At 72.5% G+C, this 20283-nt stretch carries 22 protein-coding genes; 16 read left to right on the top strand and 6 right to left on the bottom strand.

Features of this window, described 5'->3' with window-relative positions; all coding sequences use genetic code 11:
- The first annotated feature begins 4 nt into the window (after positions 1-4).
- From BJ971_RS20950 to BJ971_RS20930, 5 genes are read left to right on the top strand one after another with little or no spacing between them, the layout of a single operon-like run.
- Entirely contained in the window at positions 5-940 is a 936-nt protein-coding gene (locus BJ971_RS20950; protein WP_184994936.1) for a carbohydrate ABC transporter permease, read from the top strand.
- Positions 937-1836 (top strand): carbohydrate ABC transporter permease, encoded by a 900-nt coding sequence (locus tag BJ971_RS20945; protein ID WP_184994935.1) that lies wholly within the window; start codon positions 937-939, stop codon positions 1834-1836. The genes BJ971_RS20950 and BJ971_RS20945 overlap by 4 nt, the downstream gene beginning before the upstream one ends.
- Positions 1837-1888: 52 nt before the next feature.
- Positions 1889-2902: a LacI family DNA-binding transcriptional regulator gene (locus tag BJ971_RS20940; RefSeq protein WP_239087354.1), complete on the top strand. Its 1014-nt coding sequence runs from the start codon at positions 1889-1891 to the stop codon at positions 2900-2902.
- A gap of 17 nt (positions 2903-2919) precedes the next feature.
- The gene (locus BJ971_RS20935; RefSeq protein ID WP_184994934.1) at positions 2920-3588 is read left to right on the top strand and encodes an alpha/beta hydrolase; all 669 of its coding nucleotides are present in this window, start codon (positions 2920-2922) and stop codon (positions 3586-3588) included.
- Positions 3588-4349 carry a class I SAM-dependent methyltransferase gene (locus BJ971_RS20930; protein WP_184994933.1) on the top strand — a complete coding sequence of 254 codons (762 nt, stop codon included), beginning with the start codon at positions 3588-3590 and terminating at the stop codon, positions 4347-4349. Before BJ971_RS20935 ends, BJ971_RS20930 begins: the two co-directional genes overlap by 1 nt.
- On the opposite strand, the gene BJ971_RS20925 is transcribed toward BJ971_RS20930, so the two are convergent.
- Entirely contained in the window at positions 4327-4779 is a 453-nt protein-coding gene (locus BJ971_RS20925) for an RpiB/LacA/LacB family sugar-phosphate isomerase (protein WP_184994932.1), read from the bottom strand. The genes BJ971_RS20930 and BJ971_RS20925 overlap by 23 nt on opposite strands.
- Positions 4780-4862: 83 nt before the next feature.
- Between BJ971_RS20925 and BJ971_RS20920 the strand changes: the two genes are divergently transcribed.
- From BJ971_RS20920 to BJ971_RS20895, 6 genes are all read left to right on the top strand, one after another.
- Positions 4863-5168: a flavoprotein gene (locus BJ971_RS20920; RefSeq protein WP_184994931.1), complete on the top strand. Its 306-nt coding sequence runs from the start codon at positions 4863-4865 to the stop codon at positions 5166-5168.
- Between the two features lie 53 nt (positions 5169-5221).
- The gene (gene thpR, locus BJ971_RS20915) at positions 5222-5803 is read left to right on the top strand and encodes an RNA 2',3'-cyclic phosphodiesterase (RefSeq protein ID WP_184994930.1); all 582 of its coding nucleotides are present in this window, start codon (positions 5222-5224) and stop codon (positions 5801-5803) included.
- Between the two features lie 121 nt (positions 5804-5924).
- Entirely contained in the window at positions 5925-7727 is a 1803-nt protein-coding gene (locus BJ971_RS20910; RefSeq protein ID WP_239087355.1) for a S8 family serine peptidase, read from the top strand.
- Positions 7728-7798: 71 nt separating this feature from the next.
- Entirely contained in the window at positions 7799-9721 is a 1923-nt protein-coding gene (locus BJ971_RS20905; RefSeq protein WP_184994929.1) for a glycoside hydrolase family 15 protein, read from the top strand.
- Between the two features lie 48 nt (positions 9722-9769).
- Complete coding sequence (locus BJ971_RS20900) at positions 9770-11758, top strand: ATP-binding protein (RefSeq protein ID WP_239087356.1); 1989 nt, start codon at positions 9770-9772, stop codon at positions 11756-11758.
- On the top strand, positions 11710-12081 hold the full coding sequence (locus BJ971_RS20895) for an ArsC/Spx/MgsR family protein (protein ID WP_184994928.1): 372 nt from the start codon (positions 11710-11712) through the stop codon (positions 12079-12081). The genes BJ971_RS20900 and BJ971_RS20895 overlap by 49 nt, the downstream gene beginning before the upstream one ends.
- Here the strand turns inward: BJ971_RS20895 and BJ971_RS20890 are convergent.
- On the bottom strand, positions 12073-12426 hold the full coding sequence (locus BJ971_RS20890) for a cupin domain-containing protein (protein ID WP_239087357.1): 354 nt from the start codon (positions 12424-12426) through the stop codon (positions 12073-12075). The genes BJ971_RS20895 and BJ971_RS20890 overlap by 9 nt on opposite strands.
- Positions 12427-12548: 122 nt before the next feature.
- On the opposite strand from BJ971_RS20890, the gene BJ971_RS20885 reads away from it, so the two are divergent.
- The 3 genes from BJ971_RS20885 to BJ971_RS20875 are packed head-to-tail and all read left to right on the top strand — an operon-like array spanning position 12549 to position 14344.
- Positions 12549-13274 carry a HEAT repeat domain-containing protein gene (locus BJ971_RS20885; protein ID WP_184994927.1) on the top strand — a complete coding sequence of 242 codons (726 nt, stop codon included), beginning with the start codon at positions 12549-12551 and terminating at the stop codon, positions 13272-13274.
- Positions 13275-13286: 12 nt separating this feature from the next.
- Positions 13287-13844 (top strand): YciI family protein, encoded by a 558-nt coding sequence (locus BJ971_RS20880; protein ID WP_184994926.1) that lies wholly within the window; start codon positions 13287-13289, stop codon positions 13842-13844.
- Complete coding sequence (locus BJ971_RS20875; protein ID WP_311772776.1) at positions 13811-14344, top strand: GNAT family N-acetyltransferase; 534 nt, start codon at positions 13811-13813, stop codon at positions 14342-14344. Before BJ971_RS20880 ends, BJ971_RS20875 begins: the two co-directional genes overlap by 34 nt.
- Here the strand turns inward: BJ971_RS20875 and BJ971_RS20870 are convergent.
- Together BJ971_RS20870 and BJ971_RS20865 are read right to left on the bottom strand one after the other, a co-directional pair.
- Positions 14329-14685, bottom strand: coding sequence for a VOC family protein (locus tag BJ971_RS20870; protein ID WP_184994924.1), 357 nt, complete (start codon positions 14683-14685; stop codon positions 14329-14331). The two genes, BJ971_RS20875 and BJ971_RS20870, sit on opposite strands and share 16 nt — an antisense overlap.
- Positions 14682-15026, bottom strand: a complete 345-nt coding sequence (locus BJ971_RS20865; protein WP_184994923.1) for an ArsR/SmtB family transcription factor — start codon at positions 15024-15026, stop codon at positions 14682-14684. The genes BJ971_RS20870 and BJ971_RS20865 overlap by 4 nt, the downstream gene beginning before the upstream one ends.
- Before the next feature lie 66 nt (positions 15027-15092).
- On the opposite strand from BJ971_RS20865, the gene BJ971_RS20860 reads away from it, so the two are divergent.
- Both BJ971_RS20860 and BJ971_RS20855 read left to right on the top strand, forming a co-directional pair.
- Positions 15093-16286 (top strand): FAD-dependent oxidoreductase, encoded by a 1194-nt coding sequence (locus BJ971_RS20860; RefSeq protein ID WP_184994922.1) that lies wholly within the window; start codon positions 15093-15095, stop codon positions 16284-16286.
- A 131-nt stretch (positions 16287-16417) separates the two neighbouring features.
- Positions 16418-16942 carry a hypothetical protein gene (locus BJ971_RS20855; RefSeq protein WP_184994921.1) on the top strand — a complete coding sequence of 175 codons (525 nt, stop codon included), beginning with the start codon at positions 16418-16420 and terminating at the stop codon, positions 16940-16942.
- A 47-nt stretch (positions 16943-16989) separates the two neighbouring features.
- On the opposite strand, the gene BJ971_RS20850 is transcribed toward BJ971_RS20855, so the two are convergent.
- A complete protein-coding gene (locus BJ971_RS20850) occupies positions 16990-18354 on the bottom strand; it encodes a serine hydrolase domain-containing protein (RefSeq protein WP_184994920.1) in 1365 nt (454 codons plus the stop codon).
- A complete protein-coding gene (locus BJ971_RS20845; RefSeq protein ID WP_239087358.1) occupies positions 18351-20279 on the bottom strand; it encodes a glycoside hydrolase family 127 protein in 1929 nt (642 codons plus the stop codon). The genes BJ971_RS20850 and BJ971_RS20845 overlap by 4 nt, the downstream gene beginning before the upstream one ends.
- Positions 20280-20283: the final 4 nt, after the last annotated feature.

The raw sequence follows: 20283 nt of genomic DNA, 5'->3' as shown, positions 1-20283 counted from the left end.
CGCAATGTCATCGGCCGTCACCGGCCGGTCGCGGCGAGGTGCGGCATCCCGCCGGGTGCCGTACCTCTTCCTCGCGCCGGCCATCGTGCTCTTCACGCTCTTCGTGGTGCTGCCCATCGGGTACGCGATCTACCTGAGCCTGCGCAAGGTCAAGGTCAGCGGCCTCGGCCTGGGCCGCAACTCCCGCAAGGAGATATTCGCCGGGCTGGAGAACTACCGCGAGGCCCTCGCCGACCCCGAGCTCTGGAGCAGCGCGGGCCGGGTGCTCGCGTACGGCGCCATCCTGCTGCCGATCATGCTGGGACTCGCGCTGCTCTTCGCGCTGCTGCTGGACCGCCCGCGGGTCGGCCTGGCGCGCTTCTCGCGCCTGGCGATCTTCCTCCCGTACGCGGTGCCGGGCCTGATCGCCAGCATGCTCTGGGGCTTCCTGTACCTGCCCGCGGTGAGCCCCTTCACGAACGTCGCCGAGTGGCTCGGCCTGCCGGCGCCCGACCCGCTGACGGGCAACTCGGTGATCTTCGCGATCGTCAACATCGCGGTCTGGGGCGGCGTCGGCTTCAACATGATCGTGCTGTTCACCTCGCTGCGGGCCATCCCGGGCGAGATCTACGAGTCGGCGCTTCTGGACGGCTGCACCCAGTTCCAGCTCGCCGTCCGGATCAAGATCCCGCTGCTGCTGCCCTCGCTGATCATGACGACCGTCTTCTCGCTGATCGCCACCCTCCAGGTGTTCACCGAACCGCTGACCGTCCGCTCGCTGACCAACTCCATCTCGTCCACCTGGACCCCGCTCATGAAGATCTACAGCGACGCGTTCGCGCAGAACGACATCTACTCCGCCGCCGCCACCTCGGTGGTCATCGCCGGGGTCACCCTCGTGATCTCCTTCGGCTTCCTGCGCCTCGTGCAGCGGCAGGCCTTCGGCGGTGAGCACCGATGACGACGCTGACCTCGTCCGTACCCGCGCGCTCCGATCTCGATCCCGGGACCCCGCGCCGCAGGGAGCCCACGCGGACCGCCTGGCTGCCCACCGCGGTCCTGCTCATCGGGGCGTTCTACTGCCTGCTCCCGGTCGCCTGGGTGGTCGCGGCCTCCACCAAGAGCGGCTCCTCGCTGTTCACCACGTTCACGTTCGCGCCCGGCGGCGACCTGCTCGACAACCTGTCCGACCTGTCGACCTACGGCGACGGCATCTACTGGCGGTGGCTCGCCAACAGCCTGCTCTATGCCGGTGTCGGCGGCGCGATCTCGGCGCTGGTCTCCGGGCTGTCCGGATACACCCTCGCCAAGTTCCGGTTCCCCGGCCGCGACGCCATCTTCAACGTGCTGCTCGCCGGCGTGCTGGTGCCCGGCGTGACCCTGGCGATCCCGCAGTACCTGCTGCTGGCCAAGGTCGGGCTCACCGACACCTACTGGTCGGTGCTGCTGCCGAGCATCATCAGCCCGTTCGGCATCTACCTGGCCCGGATCTACGCGGCCGCGGCGGTGCCCGACACGGTGCTGGAGGCCGCCCGCACCGACGGCGCCGGCGAGCTGCGCATCTTCGGCCGGGTCGCGCTGCCGATGATGCTGCCCGGCCTGGTGACGGTGTTCCTGTTCCAGTTCGTGGCGATCTGGAACAACTTCCTGCTGCCGTTCGTGATGATCTCCTCCGACGGCCGGTTCCCGGTCACCGTCGGCCTGTTCACCCTGCTCAACCAGGGCCAGACGGTGCCGGCCCTGTACAGCGTCGTGATCATCGGCGTGTTGGTGTCGATCCTGCCGCTGATCGCCCTGTTCCTGCTGCTTCAGCGGTACTGGCGGCTCGACCTGGTCTCCGGTGCGGTGAAGGGCTGATGATCCGTACACCCGACTGCGGGGGAATGTGGCCGGGCAGGACAATGTCACCGTGACCGAGCCCAGCCGCCTCCGCTCCCGCCCGACGATGGACGACGTCGCCGCGATGGCCGGCGTCTCCCGCGGCACGGTCTCCCGGGTGCTCAACGGCGGCCACAACGTGAGCCGGCAGTCGCTCGCGGCGGTCGAGCGGGCGATCAGCAAGACCGGGTACGTGGTCAACCAGCACGCCCGCAGCCTGGTCACCCAGCGCTCCGGCTCGGTCGCCTTCATCCTCTCCGAGCCGCAGGACAAGCTCTTCGAGGACCCGAACTTCAACAACCTGCTGCGCGGCTGCACCCAGGTGCTGGCCGAGCACGACATCACGCTGCTGCTGACGGTGGCCGCCACCGCCGAGGACCGGCAGCGGATCGGCCGCTGGGTCACCGCCGGCCACGTCGACGGCGCGCTGCTGATCTCCAACCACCTCGGCAGCCCGCTGATCGCCGAGCTCAGGGAGCGCGGGCTGCCGTTCGTCGTCTGCGGCCGCCCGCTGGGCCAGGAACGCGACGTCACCTACGTGGCCTCCGACGACCGCGACGGCGCCCGCCAGATGACCGGCTACCTGCGCTCGACCGGCCGCCGCCGGATCGCCATCATCACCGGCCCGCTGGACACGCCGGGCGGCGTCGACCGCCTGGCCGGCTACCGGGAGATCGTCGGCGCCGGCGACCCGTACCTGGTCGCCACCGGCGACTACACCCAGGCGTCCGGCGAGGCGGCGATGACCCGCCTGCTGAGCCAGGCACCGGACCTGGACGCCGTCTTCGTCTGCTCCGACCTGATGGCGGCCGGCGCGATCACCGCGCTGCAACGCGCCGGCCGGCGGGTGCCCGAGGACGTCGCGGTCGGCGGCTTCGACGACAACCGGATCGCGACCACCACCACTCCGCTGCTGACCACGATCCGGCAGCCGTGGGCCCGGCAGAGCGCGGAGATGGTCCGGCTGCTGCTGGCACACATCGACGGCGCCGAGCATGCCGCGGTCATCCTGCCGACGGAGCTGATCGTGCGCGACTCCGCCTGAGCGCCTAGCCTCCGTTGGTGGCCGCTTTCGTTCTGATACACGGCGCCGGCGACGTCGGGTGGTACTGGCACCTCGTCGAGGCCGAACTGCGTGCGCGCGGCCACGAGACCATCGCCCCGGACCTTCCGTGCGAGGACGACTCGGCGGGCCTGCCTTCATACGCGGACGTGGTGGTCGACGCGATCGGCGGCCGGACCGGTCTGATAGTGGTCGCGCAGTCGTTCGGCGGCTTCATCGCCCCGCTCGTCTGCGACCGGGTGGCGGTGGAGCTGCTGGTCCTGGTCGCGCCCATGATTCCCGCGCCGGGTGAGTCGCCCGCCGCCTACTGGGCCGCCACGGGATACGACAAGGAGCCGCGCGCCGGATACGACGACACGATCGAACTGTTCTATCAGGACGTCGCGCCGGAGCTGGCCGCCGAGGCGCTGCGCCGGGGGCGCGGCCAGTCCGAGGCCCGGATGGGGGAGCCGTCGCCGCTGCGGGCCTGGCCCGACGTACCCACCCGGGTCCTGATCTGCCGCGACGACCGCCTGTTCCCGGCCCGCTACCTGCGCCGCGTCGCGCGCGAACGCCTGGGCGTCACCCCCGACGAGATCGACGGTGGGCACACGCCCGCGCTCAGCCGCCCCCGCGAGCTGGCGGACCGCCTCGAGGCGTACGCCGCGACCGTCGTCAAAGGACCGTGATGACACCCGCCACGGGCTACGACGCCGAACTGCGACGGCACAACGAGGTGCTGCGCCGCGCGGCCGGCCTTCGGCTCGACGACCATGTCCTCGACCTCGGCTGCGGCGCCGGCCAGACGACCCGGCAGGCCGCGCGTGCGGCCCGCGCCGGCACCGCGCTCGGCGTGGACGTCTCGGCGCCCGCGATCGAGCGCGCCCGCGCACTGGCCCAGGGAATCCACAACGTCACCTTCGAGCACGCCGACGCACAGGTCCACCGCTTCGCGCCGGAGCGCTTCGACGTGGCGATCAGCAGATTCGGCACGATGTTCTTCGACGACCCGGTCGCCGCGTTCGCCAACGTCGGGCGGGCGCTGCGCCCGGCCGGTCGCCTGGTGATGCTGGTCTGGCAGTCCCGCGAGCGCAACGAATGGGACGCCGCCATCCGCCGCTCCCTCGAAATGACAGGTGCCGGCGGGGGACCCGACCCGTTCTCGCTCGCCGACCCGCCGGCGGTGCGGCAGACCCTGGAGGCCGCGGGTCTCGCCGAGATCGCGCTCGCCGACGTACGCGAACCGATCTACTTCGGCCCGGACGTCCCCGCCGCCTTCGACTGGGTCCGCGGCTTCACCTGCACCAGCGAATTCCTCGACCGCCTGGATCCCGCCGCGGCTGCGCACGCGGAGGAGCGCCTGCGCCGGACACTCGCCGCGAACCTGAGCGCCGACGGCGTCCGCTTCGACTCCCGCGCCTGGCTCGTCACCGCTCGCCGGCCGTCGTAGCCGCGGTCTCCCCGGCCTGCGGCTCGATCGCGGCGATGTTCTCCGCCTCGTCCGGGTCCGGCTCCGGGGTGTCCAGGAACGCCCGCAGCACCTCGACCGCCACGTCCGGCGCGAGCCGCTTGAGGCTCATCGCCAGCACGTTCGCGTCGTTCCAGAGCCGCGCACCCCGCGCGATCCACGGATCCCAGGCCAGCGCCGCCCGAACACCGGGCACCTTGTTGGCCGCGATCGCCGTCCCGGTACCGGTCCAGCACATCACCACCCCGAAGTCCGCCCTCCCGTCGACAACGGCCCGCCCGACGAACCGCCCGAGATCAGGCCAGCCCTGCGCGGATTCCGGCCGGACGACCTCATGCCCGTCACCGGCCAGGGCCTCGACCACCGCCCGCGTCGTCTCGTTCTCGTCATCGCTGGCGAAAGCTACCCGCATTCCCACAGCCTAGGTTCCCGCGCACCCGGCCGGGTGTTCCGGCGGGCTGCCCGCGATGCCGCTCGTTGTGCCATCGTTGCCTCGTGGCGTGCCCCGCGACGTTCAACACGGTCAACAAGGTCGCCGCAGGGGTCGCCGACACGTACGCCCTCGCCCAGTTGTGCTCGGCGCTGGGGGAGGGCTTGCCGCTGCTCGTGGTGCCGATGGTGAACAACAAGCTGTGGGGGCACCCGGCCTGGTCCCGCAGCCTCTCCGTACTAGAGGCCGCCGGGGTCACCATGCTCGACATTCACACGGGAAGGCCGGGCGCGGTCGCCGTCCAGTCAGGCACCGCGGACGAGGTGGTGGCCGCCTTCGATCCGGGCTGGGTGACCAACCGGCTCCGGTAATGCCACGGCCCGATCCGGTCCTGCGGCGCCGCCGCCCTCAATAGGGTCGGGGCATGAGGTTGTTCGTTGCCGCTTATCCGCCGGCCGAGGCCTGCGACGACCTTGCGCGGCGGCTGGAAGGTCTGCGGGTGAGTGCGGCAGCGGCCGGCGGGGTCAACACCCGGCTGGCGCGCGGGGAGACCTGGCACCTCACGCTGGCGTTCCTGGGTGAGGTCGCCGAGGAGCGCGCCGGGAAGGTGCCCGGCGCACTTCAGCGGGCCGCCGACGGCTGGCGTGCCGCCGGGTCCGGCGCGCCGCGGTTGCGGCTGGCCGGCGGGGGGCGGTTCGGGCGGGGACGGTTCACCGTGCTGTGGGTGGGTGTCGACGGCGACCGGGAGGCGCTCACGTCGCTGTCCCGGCGGGTGCGGCGGGAACTCAGGCATGATCGGCTGCCGCATGACGACCGGAGGTTCAAGCCGCACCTGACCGTTGCCCGGCCCGGCGACCGCCTGGACGCCGCCGCGGTGGAGGCGGACCGTGCCGACCTGGCGGCGTACCGGGGGCCGGCGTGGCCGGTCGAGACCATGGTCCTGGTGCGCAGCAATCTCGGTCCGGCGCCCACGTACGAGCAGCTCGGGGCCTGGCAGCTGACCTGAGGCGGGTGCCGTGTGATGAAACACATCACGAACGCTTCGCCGCCGACCTGGGATGACGACGGTACGGGCGGATGGCGGCCATCTGGTGGCCGTACCGTCGACCAGGCAGGGGAAGCAGCCGGTGTTCCTCGGTTACCTCATCAGCAGGCAGGGCTTGACGCTCGTCGCGGCCCTGGCGGCGACCGCCTCGGCGGGCGGCGTCCCCGCGGCCGCGCCGGCCCCGCCGTCCGTGGACCGGATGGCCGAGCGGCCGGCCGAGGGGTTCGTGCACGGGCTCGGCGCCGCTTCGGCGGTGCCCGGCCGCTTCATCGTGCTGCTCCGGCGGGACCGCGCCACGGTGCAGAGCGTCGGCGTGACGGCGAGATCGCTTGTCGGTAACCGCATCGGCCGGGTGTTCGGCGGCGCGGTGCCGGGCTTCACCGCGTCGCTGTCGGTCGGCGAGGCCCGTCGTCTGGCCGCGGACCCGGCGGTCTCGGTCGTCGAGCAGGACCGGATCGTCCGCGTCTCGGGCACGCAACGCAAGGCGCCCTGGTCGCTCGACCGGGTCGACGCCCGGTCGCGGAAGCTGTCGGGGACCTTCACCGCGTCGAGCTCCGGCGCCGGCGTGCACGCCTACGTGATCGACACCGGTATCCGGATCTCGCACAAGGAGTTCGGCGACCGGGCGAGCTACGGCTACGACTTCGTCGACGGCGACACCTCGGCCCGCGACTGTGACGGTCACGGTACCCATGTCGCCGCGATCCTGGGCGGCCACAAGTACGGCGTGGCGAAGAGCGTGCGCCTGGTGGCCGTCCGGGTGCTCGACTGCGACGGCGAGGGCACGACCAGCGACGTCGTCGAGGCCGTCGACTGGGTGACCGAGCACGCGGTACACCCGGCGGTGGCGAACATGAGTCTCGGCGGCGGTTACAGCGCCGCGATCGACCAGGCGGTCGAGGACTCGATCGCCGGCGGGGTCAGCTACGTCGTCGCCGCGGGCAACGAGAACGCCAACGCGTACAACGGGAGCCCGTCCGGCGTGGGCCCGGCCATCACGGTCGGTGCGACGGACCGGCGGGACCGCCGGGCGTCGTTCTCCAACTACGGTTCGACCGTCGACATCTTCGCGCCGGGGGTCGACATCAGGTCCGCGTACTACCGCAGCGACACGGCGACCGCGGTCATGGACGGCACCTCGATGGCGTCACCGCACGTGGCCGGCGCGGTCGCGCTCATCCTGGCCGCGCATCCGGCGTACACGCCGGCCGAGGTCCGGTCGTTGCTGGTCAGGCAGGCCACTACCGGCAAGGTCACCCGCCGGTCCGGTTCACCGAACCGGCTGCTGTTCGTGCCGGCGCCGCCGGCACCCACCAAGATCACCACCCGGTCGCTTCCGGGGGCGCTGGTCGGCGAGCAGTACTCGGCGCAGCTCAAGCTTCAGCCCGGCCGGACCGGCCGCTGGCAGCTCGCCTCCGGCAGCCTTCCGGCGGGCCTGCGCCTGTCGGCCGGCGGGCAGCTCTCCGGCCGGCCCGCCGCGGCGGGCACGCGGCGGTTCACCGTCCGGTTCACCGACTACGTTCCGCAGCGGGTCAGCCAGGCGCTGACCCTGACGGTCCGGCCGTACCCGCCGGTGATCGTCACCGCCGCGCTTCCGTACGCCGTGCTCGGCGAGCAGTACCGCGCCGAGCTGGCCGTCGCCGGGCAGCGGGCCGGGGTCTGGTCGATCGCGCAGGGCACCCTGCCGGCCGGGCTCGAGCTGGACCCCGCCGGGTTCATCGGCGGCACACCCACCGAGGGCGGCACCGCGGCACTCACCCTGCGGTTCACCGATCAGTTCGCGCAGGCCGGCACCCGCACGCTGACCCTGACGGCCGGCACGGACCCGCCCCAGGCCGCCGAGCGCTGGGACGCCGACTGGCAGCACCCGCCGGCCACCGGCTGACGGCGAGAGTTCACCACCAATCGGGGGGTAAGCGGTGGCGCGGGCCCCGCCGGCGGGCGACGATCGCTGGTATGGACAGGCGCAGCTCGTTCCCGCCGATCGCCGACTACGCGTTCCTGTCCGACTGCGAAGTTACCTGCCTGGTGGCGCCGAACGGCGCGGTCGAGTGGATGTGCCTGCCCCGGCCGGATTCGCCGAGCGTGTTCACCACGATGCTGGACCGCGGCGCGGGCGCGTTCCGCCTCGGCCCGTACGACGAGATGGTGCCCGCCGCCCGGCGGTACCTGCCGGGCAGCCTGATGCTGGAGACGACCTGGCAGACCCGGACCGGGTGGCTGATCGTGCGGGACGCGCTGTGCATGGGCCCGTGGCACAACCTCACGGAACGCTCCCGTACCCACCGCCGTTCGCCGACGGACTTCGACGCGGAGCACTGCCTGCTGCGTACGGTGCGGTGCGTGAGCGGGTCGGTGGACCTGTCGATGACCTGCGAGCCGGTGTTCGACTACGGCCGGCGTGAGCCGGCCTGGCGGTACGAGGGACCCGGGTACGGCCATGTCGTCGCGGAATGCCCGGACGGCGAGGCCACCCTGCGCCTCACCACGGACCTGCGGCCCGGCATCGAGGGTCGCGGCCTGAACGCGCGGACCCGGATGGTCGAGGGCGAGACCCGTTTCGTGGCCCTCGGCTGGTCCTCGCTGCCGCCGCCGCTCACCCTCGACGACGCGCTCGAGCGGATGGGGCGCACCTCCGAGTACTGGCGGCAGTGGATCACCCTCGGCGACTTCCCCGACCACCCGTGGCGCAGCTACCTCCAGCGCAGCGCCCTGACCCTCAAGGGCCTCACATACGCGCCGACCGGCGCGCTGCTGGCCGCCTCGACCATGGGCCTGCCGGAGACCCCGGGCGGCGAGCGCAACTGGGACTACCGGTACGCGTGGGTGCGCGACTCGACGTTCGCCCTGTGGGGCCTGTACACGCTGGGCTTCGACCGGGAGGCCAACGACTTCTTCTACTTCATCCACGACGCCTGCCGCGACGGCCACGAGTTGCAGGTCATGTACAGGGTCGGCGGCGAGCGGGAGATCGAGGAGGAGGCGCTGCCGCACCTGGCCGGGTACGAGAATGCCTTCCCGGTCCGGGTCGGCAACGCGGCGTACCAGCAGAAGCAGCACGACGTCTGGGGCGCCGTGCTGGACTCGGTGTACCTGCACGCCCGGTCCCGCGAGCAGCTGCCGGAGTCGCTGTGGCCGGTGCTCAAACGCCAGGTCGAGCAGGCCGCCGCGCACTGGGAGGAGCCCGACCGCGGCATCTGGGAGGTCCGCGGCGAGCCGCGGCACTTCGTCTCCAGCAAGGTGATGTGCTGGGTGGCGCTCGACCGCGGCGCCCGCCTCGCCCGCCTGTACGACGAGCCCGAGTACGCGGAGAAGTGGCAGGCCCTGGCCGACCAGATCCACGCCGAGGTCTGCGCCGCCGGGGTCGACGACCGCGGCGTCTTCGTACAGCGGTACGGCTCGACCGTCCTGGACGCCTCCCTGCTGCTGCTTCCCCTCATGCGGTTCCTGCCCGCCGACGACGCCCGGATCCGGGCCACCGTGCACGCGATCGCCGACGAGCTGACCGTGGACGGGCTCGTGCTGCGCTACCGGGTCGAGGAGACCGACGACGGGCTCACCGGCGAGGAGGGCGCGTTCACGATCTGCTCGTTCTGGCTGGTCTCCGCGCTTGTCGAGATCGGCGAGGTGGACCAGGCCCGCAAGCTCTGCGAGCGCCTGCTCGCGTACGCGAGCCCGCTGGAGCTCTACGCCGAGGAGATCGACACGAACAACGGGCGGCACCTGGGCAACTTCCCGCAGGCGTTCACCCACCTGGCCCTGATCAACGCGGTCATGCACGTCATCCGGGCCGAGCAGAGCGGTGAACCGGGCCGGTTCAGCCCGGCGAACGCGCCCGGGCTCGTGCAGCCCGCCCTGGAACCGCGGGGCGAGCCGTAGCGGCGCCCCGCAGCTAAGCCTCTCGTCTCCGGGCCCGAAGAGAAGAGTGTGCCGGTCCAGATCTACGTACTCGGCAATACGGTCATCATGGTGGCGTTCGCGGCGATCGCGATCGCCATCGCGGTGCCGATCGCCCGGGCGGGACAGCTGCGCACGAACCGGCTGGCCACGGCCACAGCCTTGATCTTCTTCTGTGCCGCGCTCCAGGCTTTGCTGTCGGCCGCCGGGTCGTCCGGCAGTCTGTGGCCCTCGGCCATCGGGACCCTGTTCACGGCGTGCGCCGGCCTCTACTACTGGGCCCTGCGACGCGGCCACCGTGGCGGCGCGCTGTACCCCGATCCGGGCGGCCAGCACCTCCTCGACGCGGCCGGTGCCCGCGAACGCGCCGCTCAGGACGCGGCGGACCGTCACCGCGCCACGCTCGCGGCCGTCGTCGAACACAGCGAAGAAGCCATCATCGGTACCGACCTCGACATGACGATCACCGCCTGGAACGGCGGCGCCGAGCGGCTCTTCGGGCACACCGCGGCCGAGGCGCTGGGCCGCCGGCTCTCGATGATCGCCGACGCCGTCAACCGGCGCGACCAGCAGGAGGTCGCCGCCCGGCTCGCCAGGGGCGAACGCGTGCAGTACGACGCCAGGCGGGTGCACAAGGACGGCACGCCGCTCGACGTCTCCGTCAGCGCCACACCGGTCACGGACAGCCACGGCAGCATCATCGGTTTCGCGTTCGTCGGCCGCGACATCCGGTCCGCGAAGGCCGCGGCGGAGCGCCGGCGGCTCATCGAGGAGCGGACCCACCAGGCCCAGCGCATGGAGAGCCTCGGCAAGCTCGCCGGTGGCGTCGCACACGACTTCAACAACATCCTCGCCATCATCGTCAACTACACCGCGTTCGCCGCCGAGCAGAGCGAGGGCAACCCCGGCGTGCAGGCCGACCTGGAGAACGTGCGGCGGGCGGCCGACCGGGCCATCAGCCTGACCCACCAGCTGCTCGTCTTCACCCGCGGCGACACCATCCAGCCGCACGACATGGACCTCAACGCGTCCATCGACGAGGTGGAGGCCATGCTGCGGCGCACCATCGGCGAACACATCCAGCTGATCACCAAGGACTCACCGGCACCGCTCACCATCCACGCCGACCCCGGCCAGATCCAGCAGATCCTGCTGAACCTCAGCCTCAACGCCCGCGACGCGATGCCCGGCGGCGGCACCCTGGTGATCGAGGCCGGCATCGCCACCCTGGACGAGCACCAGATACACACGCAGCCCCCGCTCGGCGCGGGAACGTACGCGCGGCTCCTGGTCTGCGACACCGGCGAGGGCATGGCACCCGAGGTCGCCCGGCACATCTTCGAGCCGTTCTACACCACGAAACCGCACGGCCGGGGAACCGGGCTCGGCCTGGCCACCGTGTACGGCGTGGTCACCGAGGCGGGCGGGGGCATCAACGTCTACTCGGAGCCGGGTGTCGGCACCACCTTCCGGGTGTACCTCCCGCTGGTCACGGAACCCGCCGCCGGCGCCGCCACGCCCGCGTCGACGGCGGCCGTACCCCGCGGACAGGGTGAGACCGTCCTGGTCGTCGAGGACGAACCGGCGCTGGGACGCATCGTCGCCCGCATCCTCACCGAGGGCGGATACCAGGTCCAGCTGGCGGTGAGCGGACCGGAGGCGCTCACCCTCGACGAACAAGAGGGCTGCGACATGGTCCTGACCGACGTCATCATGCCGGAGATGTCCGGGCCGCGGCTCGTCGAACTGCTCGGGCAGCGCCATCCCGGCCTGCCCGTCCTCTTCATGTCCGGCTACAGCGACGGCCTGCTCGGCAGCCAGAACGTCCTCGACCCGGACATCGCCTTCATTGAGAAGCCCTTCACCGCCGACGGCCTGCTGCGCGCGGTCGACGCCGCCCTGCACGCCGCGCGACGGGCTCTTCTGGAAGAGTCGGCGGCCGAAACCGCGGACACGTCAACGGAGGACCGATGGAGATCTGGATCAACCCCGAGTGCTCGAAGTGCCGGAGCGCCGTGACGATCCTCGACGCCGAGCAGGCCGACTACACCGTCCGGTACTACCTGGAGCAGCCGCCGACCGTCGAGGAGCTCAACGAGGTCCTCGCCCACCTCGAGATGGAGCCCTGGCACATCGCGCGGCTGGGCGAACCGCTCGCCGAGCAGCTCGGCCTCGCCGGCTGGCCGCGCGCGGACGCCGACCGCGACCGTTGGATCGCCGCCCTCGCCGCGCACCCGGTCCTGATCCAGCGCCCGATCATCACGGCGGACGACACCGCGTCCATCGCCCGCTCACCCGAGGCCGTCCGCGCCGCACTCGGGCGGGACGACGCGTCAGCGTAGCCAGTTGTTGTCGTGCTCCAGGTAGAACGCGGCGCGTTCCTCCTCGGTCAGCCCCGCGACACCGACCAGGCCCTCGAAGTACCCCTCGCGCGGCGCACCCGGCGAGAAGTGCAGCAGCATCGAGGCCGGCTGCCCGGACTCGTTCTTGAACCCGTGTATCCCGCCGGCCGGGGCGGGAATCCAGCGGCTGCCGTCGTAGATGCGCATGGTGCCGGCCAGGATGTAGAACGACTCGGTGATCAAGCGGTGGAAGTGGGGGTCCGGCCCGGTCACGCCCGGCCCGCACTCCCACCGGTACAGCCCGAACAGCCCGCCGGTCGAGGCGCCGGTGGACAGGTAGTGCACGCGGGTACCGTTCGGGTAGACCAGCTCCGGCGCGGTGGCGTCCGGCCGGTAGCGGGCGCTGATCTCGCCTCTTCCCCGTGATACAGCGGAGGTGGATAGGTCACCGCCCCATCATGCCGGAGGTGCGGACGGTGGACCTCGACGCCGGGCTCGGTGACGCCGCCGACCACGACGCGTTCGAGGCGGCGCTCACGGGCGCCGTCGGCGCGGGCGCGCCCGGTGAGCGCGCCCTGCTGGCCGCCCTCGCGGCGACCTCGGACGAGGAACGCTTCTGCGGCCTGGTCGCCGCGCTCGGCGAGGCGGACGGGCCGGACGGGTCCGCGGTTCTGGGCGACATCGCCCTGCGGCCCGGCATGTCGGCGGCCGTGCGCCTCTGCGCGCTCATCGCCCTCGCGAAGCGGGCGGGCGTCGCGGCCACCGACGTGTACGCGCGTGCCCTCGCCGACCCCGACGACGAGGTCCGGGGCGACGCGCTGCTGGCGCTGGCCAGCGCCGGCGACGACCGGGCACAGCCGGCGGTCCTGGCGGAGCTGCGGCGCCGCCTGGAGGTCCGCTCCCGAATTCCGCTTTTCGACATGGACGAGCGCGCCTTGTCCTTCCAGTCGAAGATCCTCTCGGCCGTCTGCTATCTCGGCCGCCACGCGGCCGGCGACGAGGCACGGCAGCGGGCCGTGACCGGGGTGGTCCGGCCGCGCTGGGATCGCCTGTACGGTGCGGAGCAACGCTGGCTGACCACGTACTGGCCCGCCTGCGACCCGGCGCGCCCGGCCGCCTTCAACCAGCTGGACCCGACGTGGCTGGCCGACTGGGTCAGCTGGCCACTGTTCAACGCACTCTTCGAGTGGTGAAAGACTGCCGCGGTGGAATTCCTGTGCTACCACCGTGACCGGCCGGGCTCCGAGGCGCTGCGTCAGGAGCTGGCGGAGGACCATTGGTCCTACATGGACCGGTACGAGGCGGAGCTGATCGCCCGCGGCCCGACCTTCGTCGCCGACGACGGCCCGCCGACCGGCAGCCTGCACATCGTCGACCTGCCCGATCCCGCCGCCGCCCGCGCGTTCGCCTTCGACGAGCCCAACTACCAGGCCGGCGTGTACCGGGACGTACTGCTGCGCCGGTGGCGCAACCTGCTGGGCCGCACCATGTGGGACTTCCCGGGAGGCCGCACGGGTGGCGACCGGTACCTGGTGCTCGGCCTCGGCTCCGGTGAGGCCGCCGATCTCGCCGTGCCATCCTGCCGGGACGACCTGATCGCGTACGGGCCGCTGCTCTCCGACGACGGTGCGGCGTGGCTGGGGACGGCGTCGCTGGTGCGGGCGCCGGACCCGGACAGCGCAAGCGCCGTTCTGACCCGGGACCGGTACTCCGATGTGGAGGTACACCATTGGGACTTCGGCGGGCGGAGACAGCTGAATTGATCACCGTACGACCAGCGGCCGTGGCCGACGTCGAGTCTCTCGTCCGGCTGCGTGTCACCAATGCCGAGGCGCATCTCGCACTCGACCCGGAAACGTATCGCGTGCCGGCCCGGGACGCGGTCCTGCGCCACTTCACGGCGATGCTGGCGGACGGGTCACAGCGAAACGCCGTCCTTGTCGCGGAGTTGGCCGGCCACGTCGTCGGGATGGTCGAGGTGCTGCGCAACCCGGATCCGCCGGACCACCAGATCCTTCGCCCGGAGTTGTCGGCGGCGCAGATCCACACCGTCGTGGCCGAGGACGCCCGGGACCGCGGCGCCGGGGCCGCACTGATCGACGCCGCCGTGACCTGGGCGGCGGACCACGGGATCACCTACCTGTCCGCGGGCATCCACCACCGCAACGCCGGCGCGGTCCGTTTCTACGGCCGGCACGGATTCGCCGATTACGGCCGTCTGATGGGACGGCAGGTGACCGGGCGCGTTCAGCGTGCGTCGTAGGCGTGCAGTCCGAGCAGGAGCCCGGCCGGGTCGACGACGTAGCAGCCGCGGCCGACGCCGGCCAGCTCGAACGGTGGCACGACGACCGTGCCGCCGTGCGCGCCGACCGCCGCCGTCGCCGCGTCGAGGTCCGGGACCCGGATGACCGGGACCGCCCGGGGTTGCCCGTCGCGGGAGGTCAGCAGGGCGGTGTCGACGCCGGGGCCGTCGCCGTGCGGTGCCACCAGGTACTCCGGGGCGGCGAACGGCTGGGGTTCCCAGCCGAACACGGCGCGGAAGAAGGCGGTGGACGCGGGCAGGTCGGGCGAGTTCAGCTCGACGTAGGTAACGGGCTGGGTCACGGATTGTTCTCCTTGCGGGATGCGGCGGTGCGTTGCGGTGCACCGGCACGGTCGTCCAGCGTCGGGGCGGCGGCCCACGTGTCGGCCAGGCCGCGGACCCACTGCTCCACCAGGTAGAGCGGGGCCGGGGCCAGCTCGTGCCACCGGTGCCGGCCCAGCGCCGTCGCGCGGACCAGGCCGGCGGCCTGCAGCACCTGGAGGTGTTGCGAGGTGGCCGGCCGGCTGACGCTGAGCAGCTCGGCGAGCTGCCCGGCGGTGGCCGGCCCGTGCGCGAGCCGCTGCAACAGCACCCGCCGCGACGGATCGGCCAGGGCGCTCAGCACGGCGGCCAGGTCGGGCACCACCCACCTCCAAACGTGTAAGCCGAAACTTACACGTTGGTGCGCCGCCGCGCCATACTGGGTGACATGCGGGTGGCGATCGCCGGTGCCGGCCTGGGCGGGCTGTGCCTCGCTCAGGGCCTGGTCCGCGCCGGCGTCGACGTCCAGGTCTACGAGCGGGACGCCGCGCTCGGCGCCCGCCGGCAGGGCTACCGGCTGCACGTCGACGCCCGGGCCGGCCTGGCGCTCGAGAAGTGCCTGCCGCCGCCGCTGTTCCGGCTGTTCCTCGCGACGACGGGCCGGCCGGGCACCAGGGTCACGGTCCTCTCCGCCCGGCTGCGCGTCCTGCACGAGACGCCGGCCGGCCCGGACCGCGACCCGGACGACCCGGCCACGCTCTCCACCTCGGCCGACCGCGGGACGCTCCGCGAGATCCTCGCCGCGGGGCTCGACGACCTGATCCACTACGGCCACGAGCTCGCCGGGCACGAACGGGACGCGGACGGCGTGACGCTGCGCTTCGCGGACGGCTCCACCGAGCGGGCCGGCGTGCTCGTCGGCGCGGACGGCGTGAACTCGGCGGTCCGGCGCACCCTGCTGCCGGGCGCGCGGGTCGTCGACACCGGCGCGCGGGTCATCTACGGCAAGACCCTGCTCGACGACGCGGCACGGCGCCTCGTCCCGCCGGCCATGCACGACGGCTTCACCGCGATCACCGGCGGCCACGTCGGCCTGGCGGCCGGGCTCGTCGAGTTCCGGCGGCCACCGCCCGACGCGGCCGCCGCCATCGCGCCGGAAGTGCGGCTGAGCCCGGCCGCCGACTACCTGATGTGGGCGGTCTCCGCGCGGCACGACCGGCTACCGGTGCCCGACCCGGAGCAGGCCGCGGCGCTGCACGCCGCCGCCTGCCGGGCGATCCGGTCGTGGCATCCCGATCTGCGCGCCCTGCTCGCCATGGCGTCGGTCGAGGAGACGTTCCTCATCCGGGTACGCACCAGTCGCCGGCTGCCGGCCTGGGCGCCGAGCCGGGTGACCGTCCTCGGCGACGCGATACACGCGATGAGCCCGGCCCGCGGTTCCGGCGCGAACACCGCGCTGATGGACGCGGCGAACCTGTGCGCCGCGCTCACCGGCGGCGCCGACCTCGTCGCGGCGATCGGCGGCTACGAGGAGAGGATGCGCGACTACGGCTTCGCCGCGGTCGACGCCTCGCGGCAGGCGGAGACCTCGGGCAACCGCGGCGCGCTGTTGCGCCGGCTGTTCACCGGGCCTGGCCGGTAGCCGGCGCGAGGGTTTACCAAAGCGCCAATTCATGACGGGATGACTGGCACGAGCCCGAGCAGGACTACAGCTCCGGCAGGTCGCGGTTCGACGTCGGCGACTACAAGGACCATCAGCGCAAGCTCTGGCAAATGATCAGCGGTCTTCCTGCCGACAAACGCGCGCGGGTCAGGTTCGGACCCGTCCTCACCAAGCAATGGACCGACAGTCATGGTGGCGACTATGAGAGGTTTGACCCCGGTCCCACTGTCGGTGACTTCTTTGGCGTGGACTCGTACGTGTCGTCCAACATCGAAGGTGACTGCGTCATGCCGGGCGACGTCGACGGCAAGTGGCGAGCCGACTGGATCCGCGGATTGCACGCCGAGGTCAAGTCGTGGCGGCGTGGTGGGCCGGGCTGGACCCAACCCTGGTCGTTCGCGGGCTGGATCTGGTGGAACGATTCCGGAAAGGGCACCGGCGAAGTACCGCAGATCGGCCAGCGCCGGGACTTCCCTCTCCACCTGCGCAGCAATCCGAAGGGGAGCTCGGGCCCGGACTCGAGTGGACGACGCCGCTGGATGTCGGAGGCGGTGCCGCTGCCCGCACCGGCAGCGCCGTTGACGGCCTACAACGAGATCTGGCGAGCGGAGAACAGCGAACCTCTGCCGGCTTGACCAGTGTCTGATGCGCCGGGCGCAGCTTGATCGACTGCGCCCGGCCGTCAGTGCGGCATCCGGAGTGCGACGAGGGGGACGGGGGCCAGGGGTGCCGTCCGCCAGGACGCGGCGAACGTGCCGGTCGCCGGGTCCAACCTCAGGTGCAGCCGGTGCGGGGTCTCGACGAAGATCAGGTCGATCAGCAGGCGGTCGCCGGACCAGGCGTACGCGGTGGCCAGCGGGCCGGTGACGGTCCAGCGGTCCGGCGCGCCGAGCGCGGCGGTCAGCTCACCGCCCTCGTCGAGCACGAGCTCGCCGGGCCGGACCCGGACGGACTCCAGCGAGCCGATCTCGTTGGCCGGGCCCGGACGGTAGGTCGCCTCGGCGAGTGCCATGTGCCGGCCGTCGCCGGCCGGGCGGGCCAGCTCCGGGTGCTCGATCGGCCACGGACCGGCGGGGCCGGCGGAGTCTCCGGAGCCGGCGGTCAGGGCCGGCAGCAGGTGGGTCCAGGCCAGGTCGAGCAGGCCCTCCATGTCCGGGCTCTGCGACGTGATCGCCACGACCGCGTCGGACTCCGGCAGGACCAGCATGAACTGCCCGTACGCGCCGTCGCCGCGGTAGCCGTGCCGGCTGCGCCAGAACTGGAAGCCGTACCCCCGGCCCCAGTCCGAGCCGTCCTTGTCGGCGTCCACGTGCGCGCGGGTGGCCTCGGCGACCCACTCGGCCGGCAGCAGCTGCTTGCCCTGCCAGCTGCCGCCGTCCAGGTAGAACTGGCCGACCTTGGCGACGGACTCGGTCGTCAGGTGCAGCCCGGAGAAGCCCTGTTCACGGCCGACCGGATCGAGCGACCAGCCGAACTGTCCGATGCCCAGCGGTTCGAAGAGCCTCGGCCGCAGGAACTCGGTCAGCGGCGTGCCGCTCACCCGCTCGATGATCGCCGACAGGGCGTTCGTGCACGGCTGGTTGTAGGCGAAGAACGTGCCCGGGTCCCGCTCCGGCGGCAGCAGGAGCAGGCCGAGCGTGAGGTCGCCGTCTCCCACCCCGAACGCCTCGTCGATCGTCTCGGCGGCGTGGCCGCTGGTCATCGACGCGACGTGGCGTACCAGGATCGACCGGGAGCGGGGATCGGTGATCCGGGCGTCGTGCTCGGGGAGGTACGACAGCACGGTGGCGTCCAGGTCGACCAGGCCCTCGGCCACCGCGAAGCCGAGTGCGGTCGACGCGAACGCCTTGCTCAGCGAGTAGAGCAGGTGCGGCGTGCCGGGCCCGTACGGATGCCACCAGCGCTCGGCGACCACGTGACCGTGCCGCAGCACCATGAGGCCGTGCGGTTCGATGTTCGGCGCCCGCCCCAGCGCCGCGACGAACGCGTCGATGCCGTTCGCGTCGACGCCCTGCGCGGCGGGGGTGCTCCGGGGAAGGCTGGTCATCCTGCATTTATAAGGGGCAGCCACACGCGCATGGTCGACGGGCCGCGGCTCGCCCAGTCGTGGTAGGGCCGGAGCGTGACCTCCAGCGGTTCCGCGCCCGGCTCCGGCGCCGGCGTGCCGTACGGCCATTCGCCGTCGGGCAGTGGCGCGAGCCGGCCCGCGACGACGACCGCGCCGTCGCGGTCCTCGGGTGCGATCGACGGGTCCAGCAGCAGGGCCTCGAGCGGGACGTGCGGCGGCAGGTCGACCGACTCCACGCAGTGGACGACCGGGCCGCGCTCGACGGCGACGCATCCGCGTACCGAATCGATGCGGGGGTCCGGCGCGGTGAACCGCGGCCGGACCGGCAGGTCGAGCACGACGGTGTCGCCGGGGGAGAAGCGGCGCCGGACCCGCACCTGGCCGGTGGGTACGGCGGCGCCGTCGAGGGTCGCGCCGGTGGCCCAGTGCGGCACGCGCAGGGTGAGCGTCCACGGGGTGTCCGGCGCCTCGGTGATCCGGACGGTGATCCGGCCGTCGGCGGGGTACGCGGTCTCGATCTCACACCCGATCTCCCGGCCGTCGGGCAGCGCAGTGCGCACCCGGGCCGCCGCGTACTGGTGCAGCTGCACGCCGTCGTCGTCGCTGGTGGCGACGTAGGCGGCGAGGCCGGCGAAGGTCCGGGCCAGGTTGGTGGGGCAGCAGGACACCTCGAACCAGGGCGCGCGCATCGTCGAGGACGCCCGGGGTACCAGGGTGTCGGCGGCCGGCTCGGTGCCAAGCACGCGCTGGTGCAGGGTGTTGGTGTAGAAGAACCGGGTGCCGTCGTCCGACGGCGAGGTGGCGACGACGTTGAACAGGATGCGTTCGATGAGGTCGGCGTAGCGTGCGTCGCCCTGCGCCAGCAGCAGCCGCCAGGACAGCATCACCGAGCCGACGCTCGCGCAGGTCTCGGAGTACGCGCGATCGGGCGGCAGCACGAAGTCGTCGCCGAACGCCTCGTCCTGGTGCCGGGACCCGATCCCGCCGGTGATGTAGGTGCGGCGCGCCACCGTGGCCCGCCACTGCCGGGCGACGGCGTCCAGCAGCTCCGTGTCGCCGGTCTCCACGGCGACGTCGACCGCTCCCGCCGCCAGGTAGGTGGCCCGGACCGCGTGCCCCCGTAGCACCTCCGCCGCGCGTACGGGCACGTCGTCCTGGAAGTAGGAGCGGCCGAACTCTATGTCGGCGAGGACCCGGCGGCCGCGCCGGTCGATGAAGAGCTCGGCCTGCTCCAGGTAGCGGCGCTCGCCCGTCACCCGGTAGAGCTCCACCAGGGCCGGCTCGATCTCCGGGTGCCCGCAGACGCTCGCGATGCCGTCCGGGCCGAAGACGTCGCAGACGTGGTCGGCGGCGCGCACCGCCACGTCGACGAGCTCGTCGGCGCCGAACGTCCGGGCCCGGGCCACGCCCGCCTGGATGAGGTGGCCGAAGGAGTAGAGCTCGTGGCCCCACTCCAGGTCGCTGTAGCGGGGCCGCTGGCCGGGCCGGCCGAAGTTGGTGTTCAGGTAGCCGTCGGGCTCCTGCGCGGCGGCGACCCGGCGCACGATCGCCCGGTAGCGGGCGTCGAGCTCGAGGTCGCCGGCGCGGCCGAGCTCCCAGGCCATCGCCTCCAGCAGCTTGTAGACCTCGGTGTCGGCGAACTCGCGGCCGCGCCGGGCGCCGGGCAGGCGGCCGTCGCCGGCGGCGTCGAAGTTGCCGAGCCAGCCGGCGCGTTCCAGCCAGTGCTCGATGTGCGCCAGCGAGGCGGAGCGGTTGACGTCCTGCCGGCGCTGCCAGAAGCCGGTGCGCAGGGTGACCTCCCGCAGGCCGAGCGGGCGCAGCAGGCCACGGCTCGGCGCGGTGGGTGTGCCACCACGCTGAGTCCAGCCGCCGGTGGCGATGGGCTGAATTTCGTCGATCGTCACTTGT

Origin of the sequence: Amorphoplanes digitatis, from assembly GCF_014205335.1 — a bacterium.
GTDB classification, from domain to species: Bacteria; Actinomycetota; Actinomycetes; order Mycobacteriales; family Micromonosporaceae; genus Actinoplanes; species Actinoplanes digitatus.
This window is presented reverse-complemented; position numbering and strand designations above follow the sequence as displayed.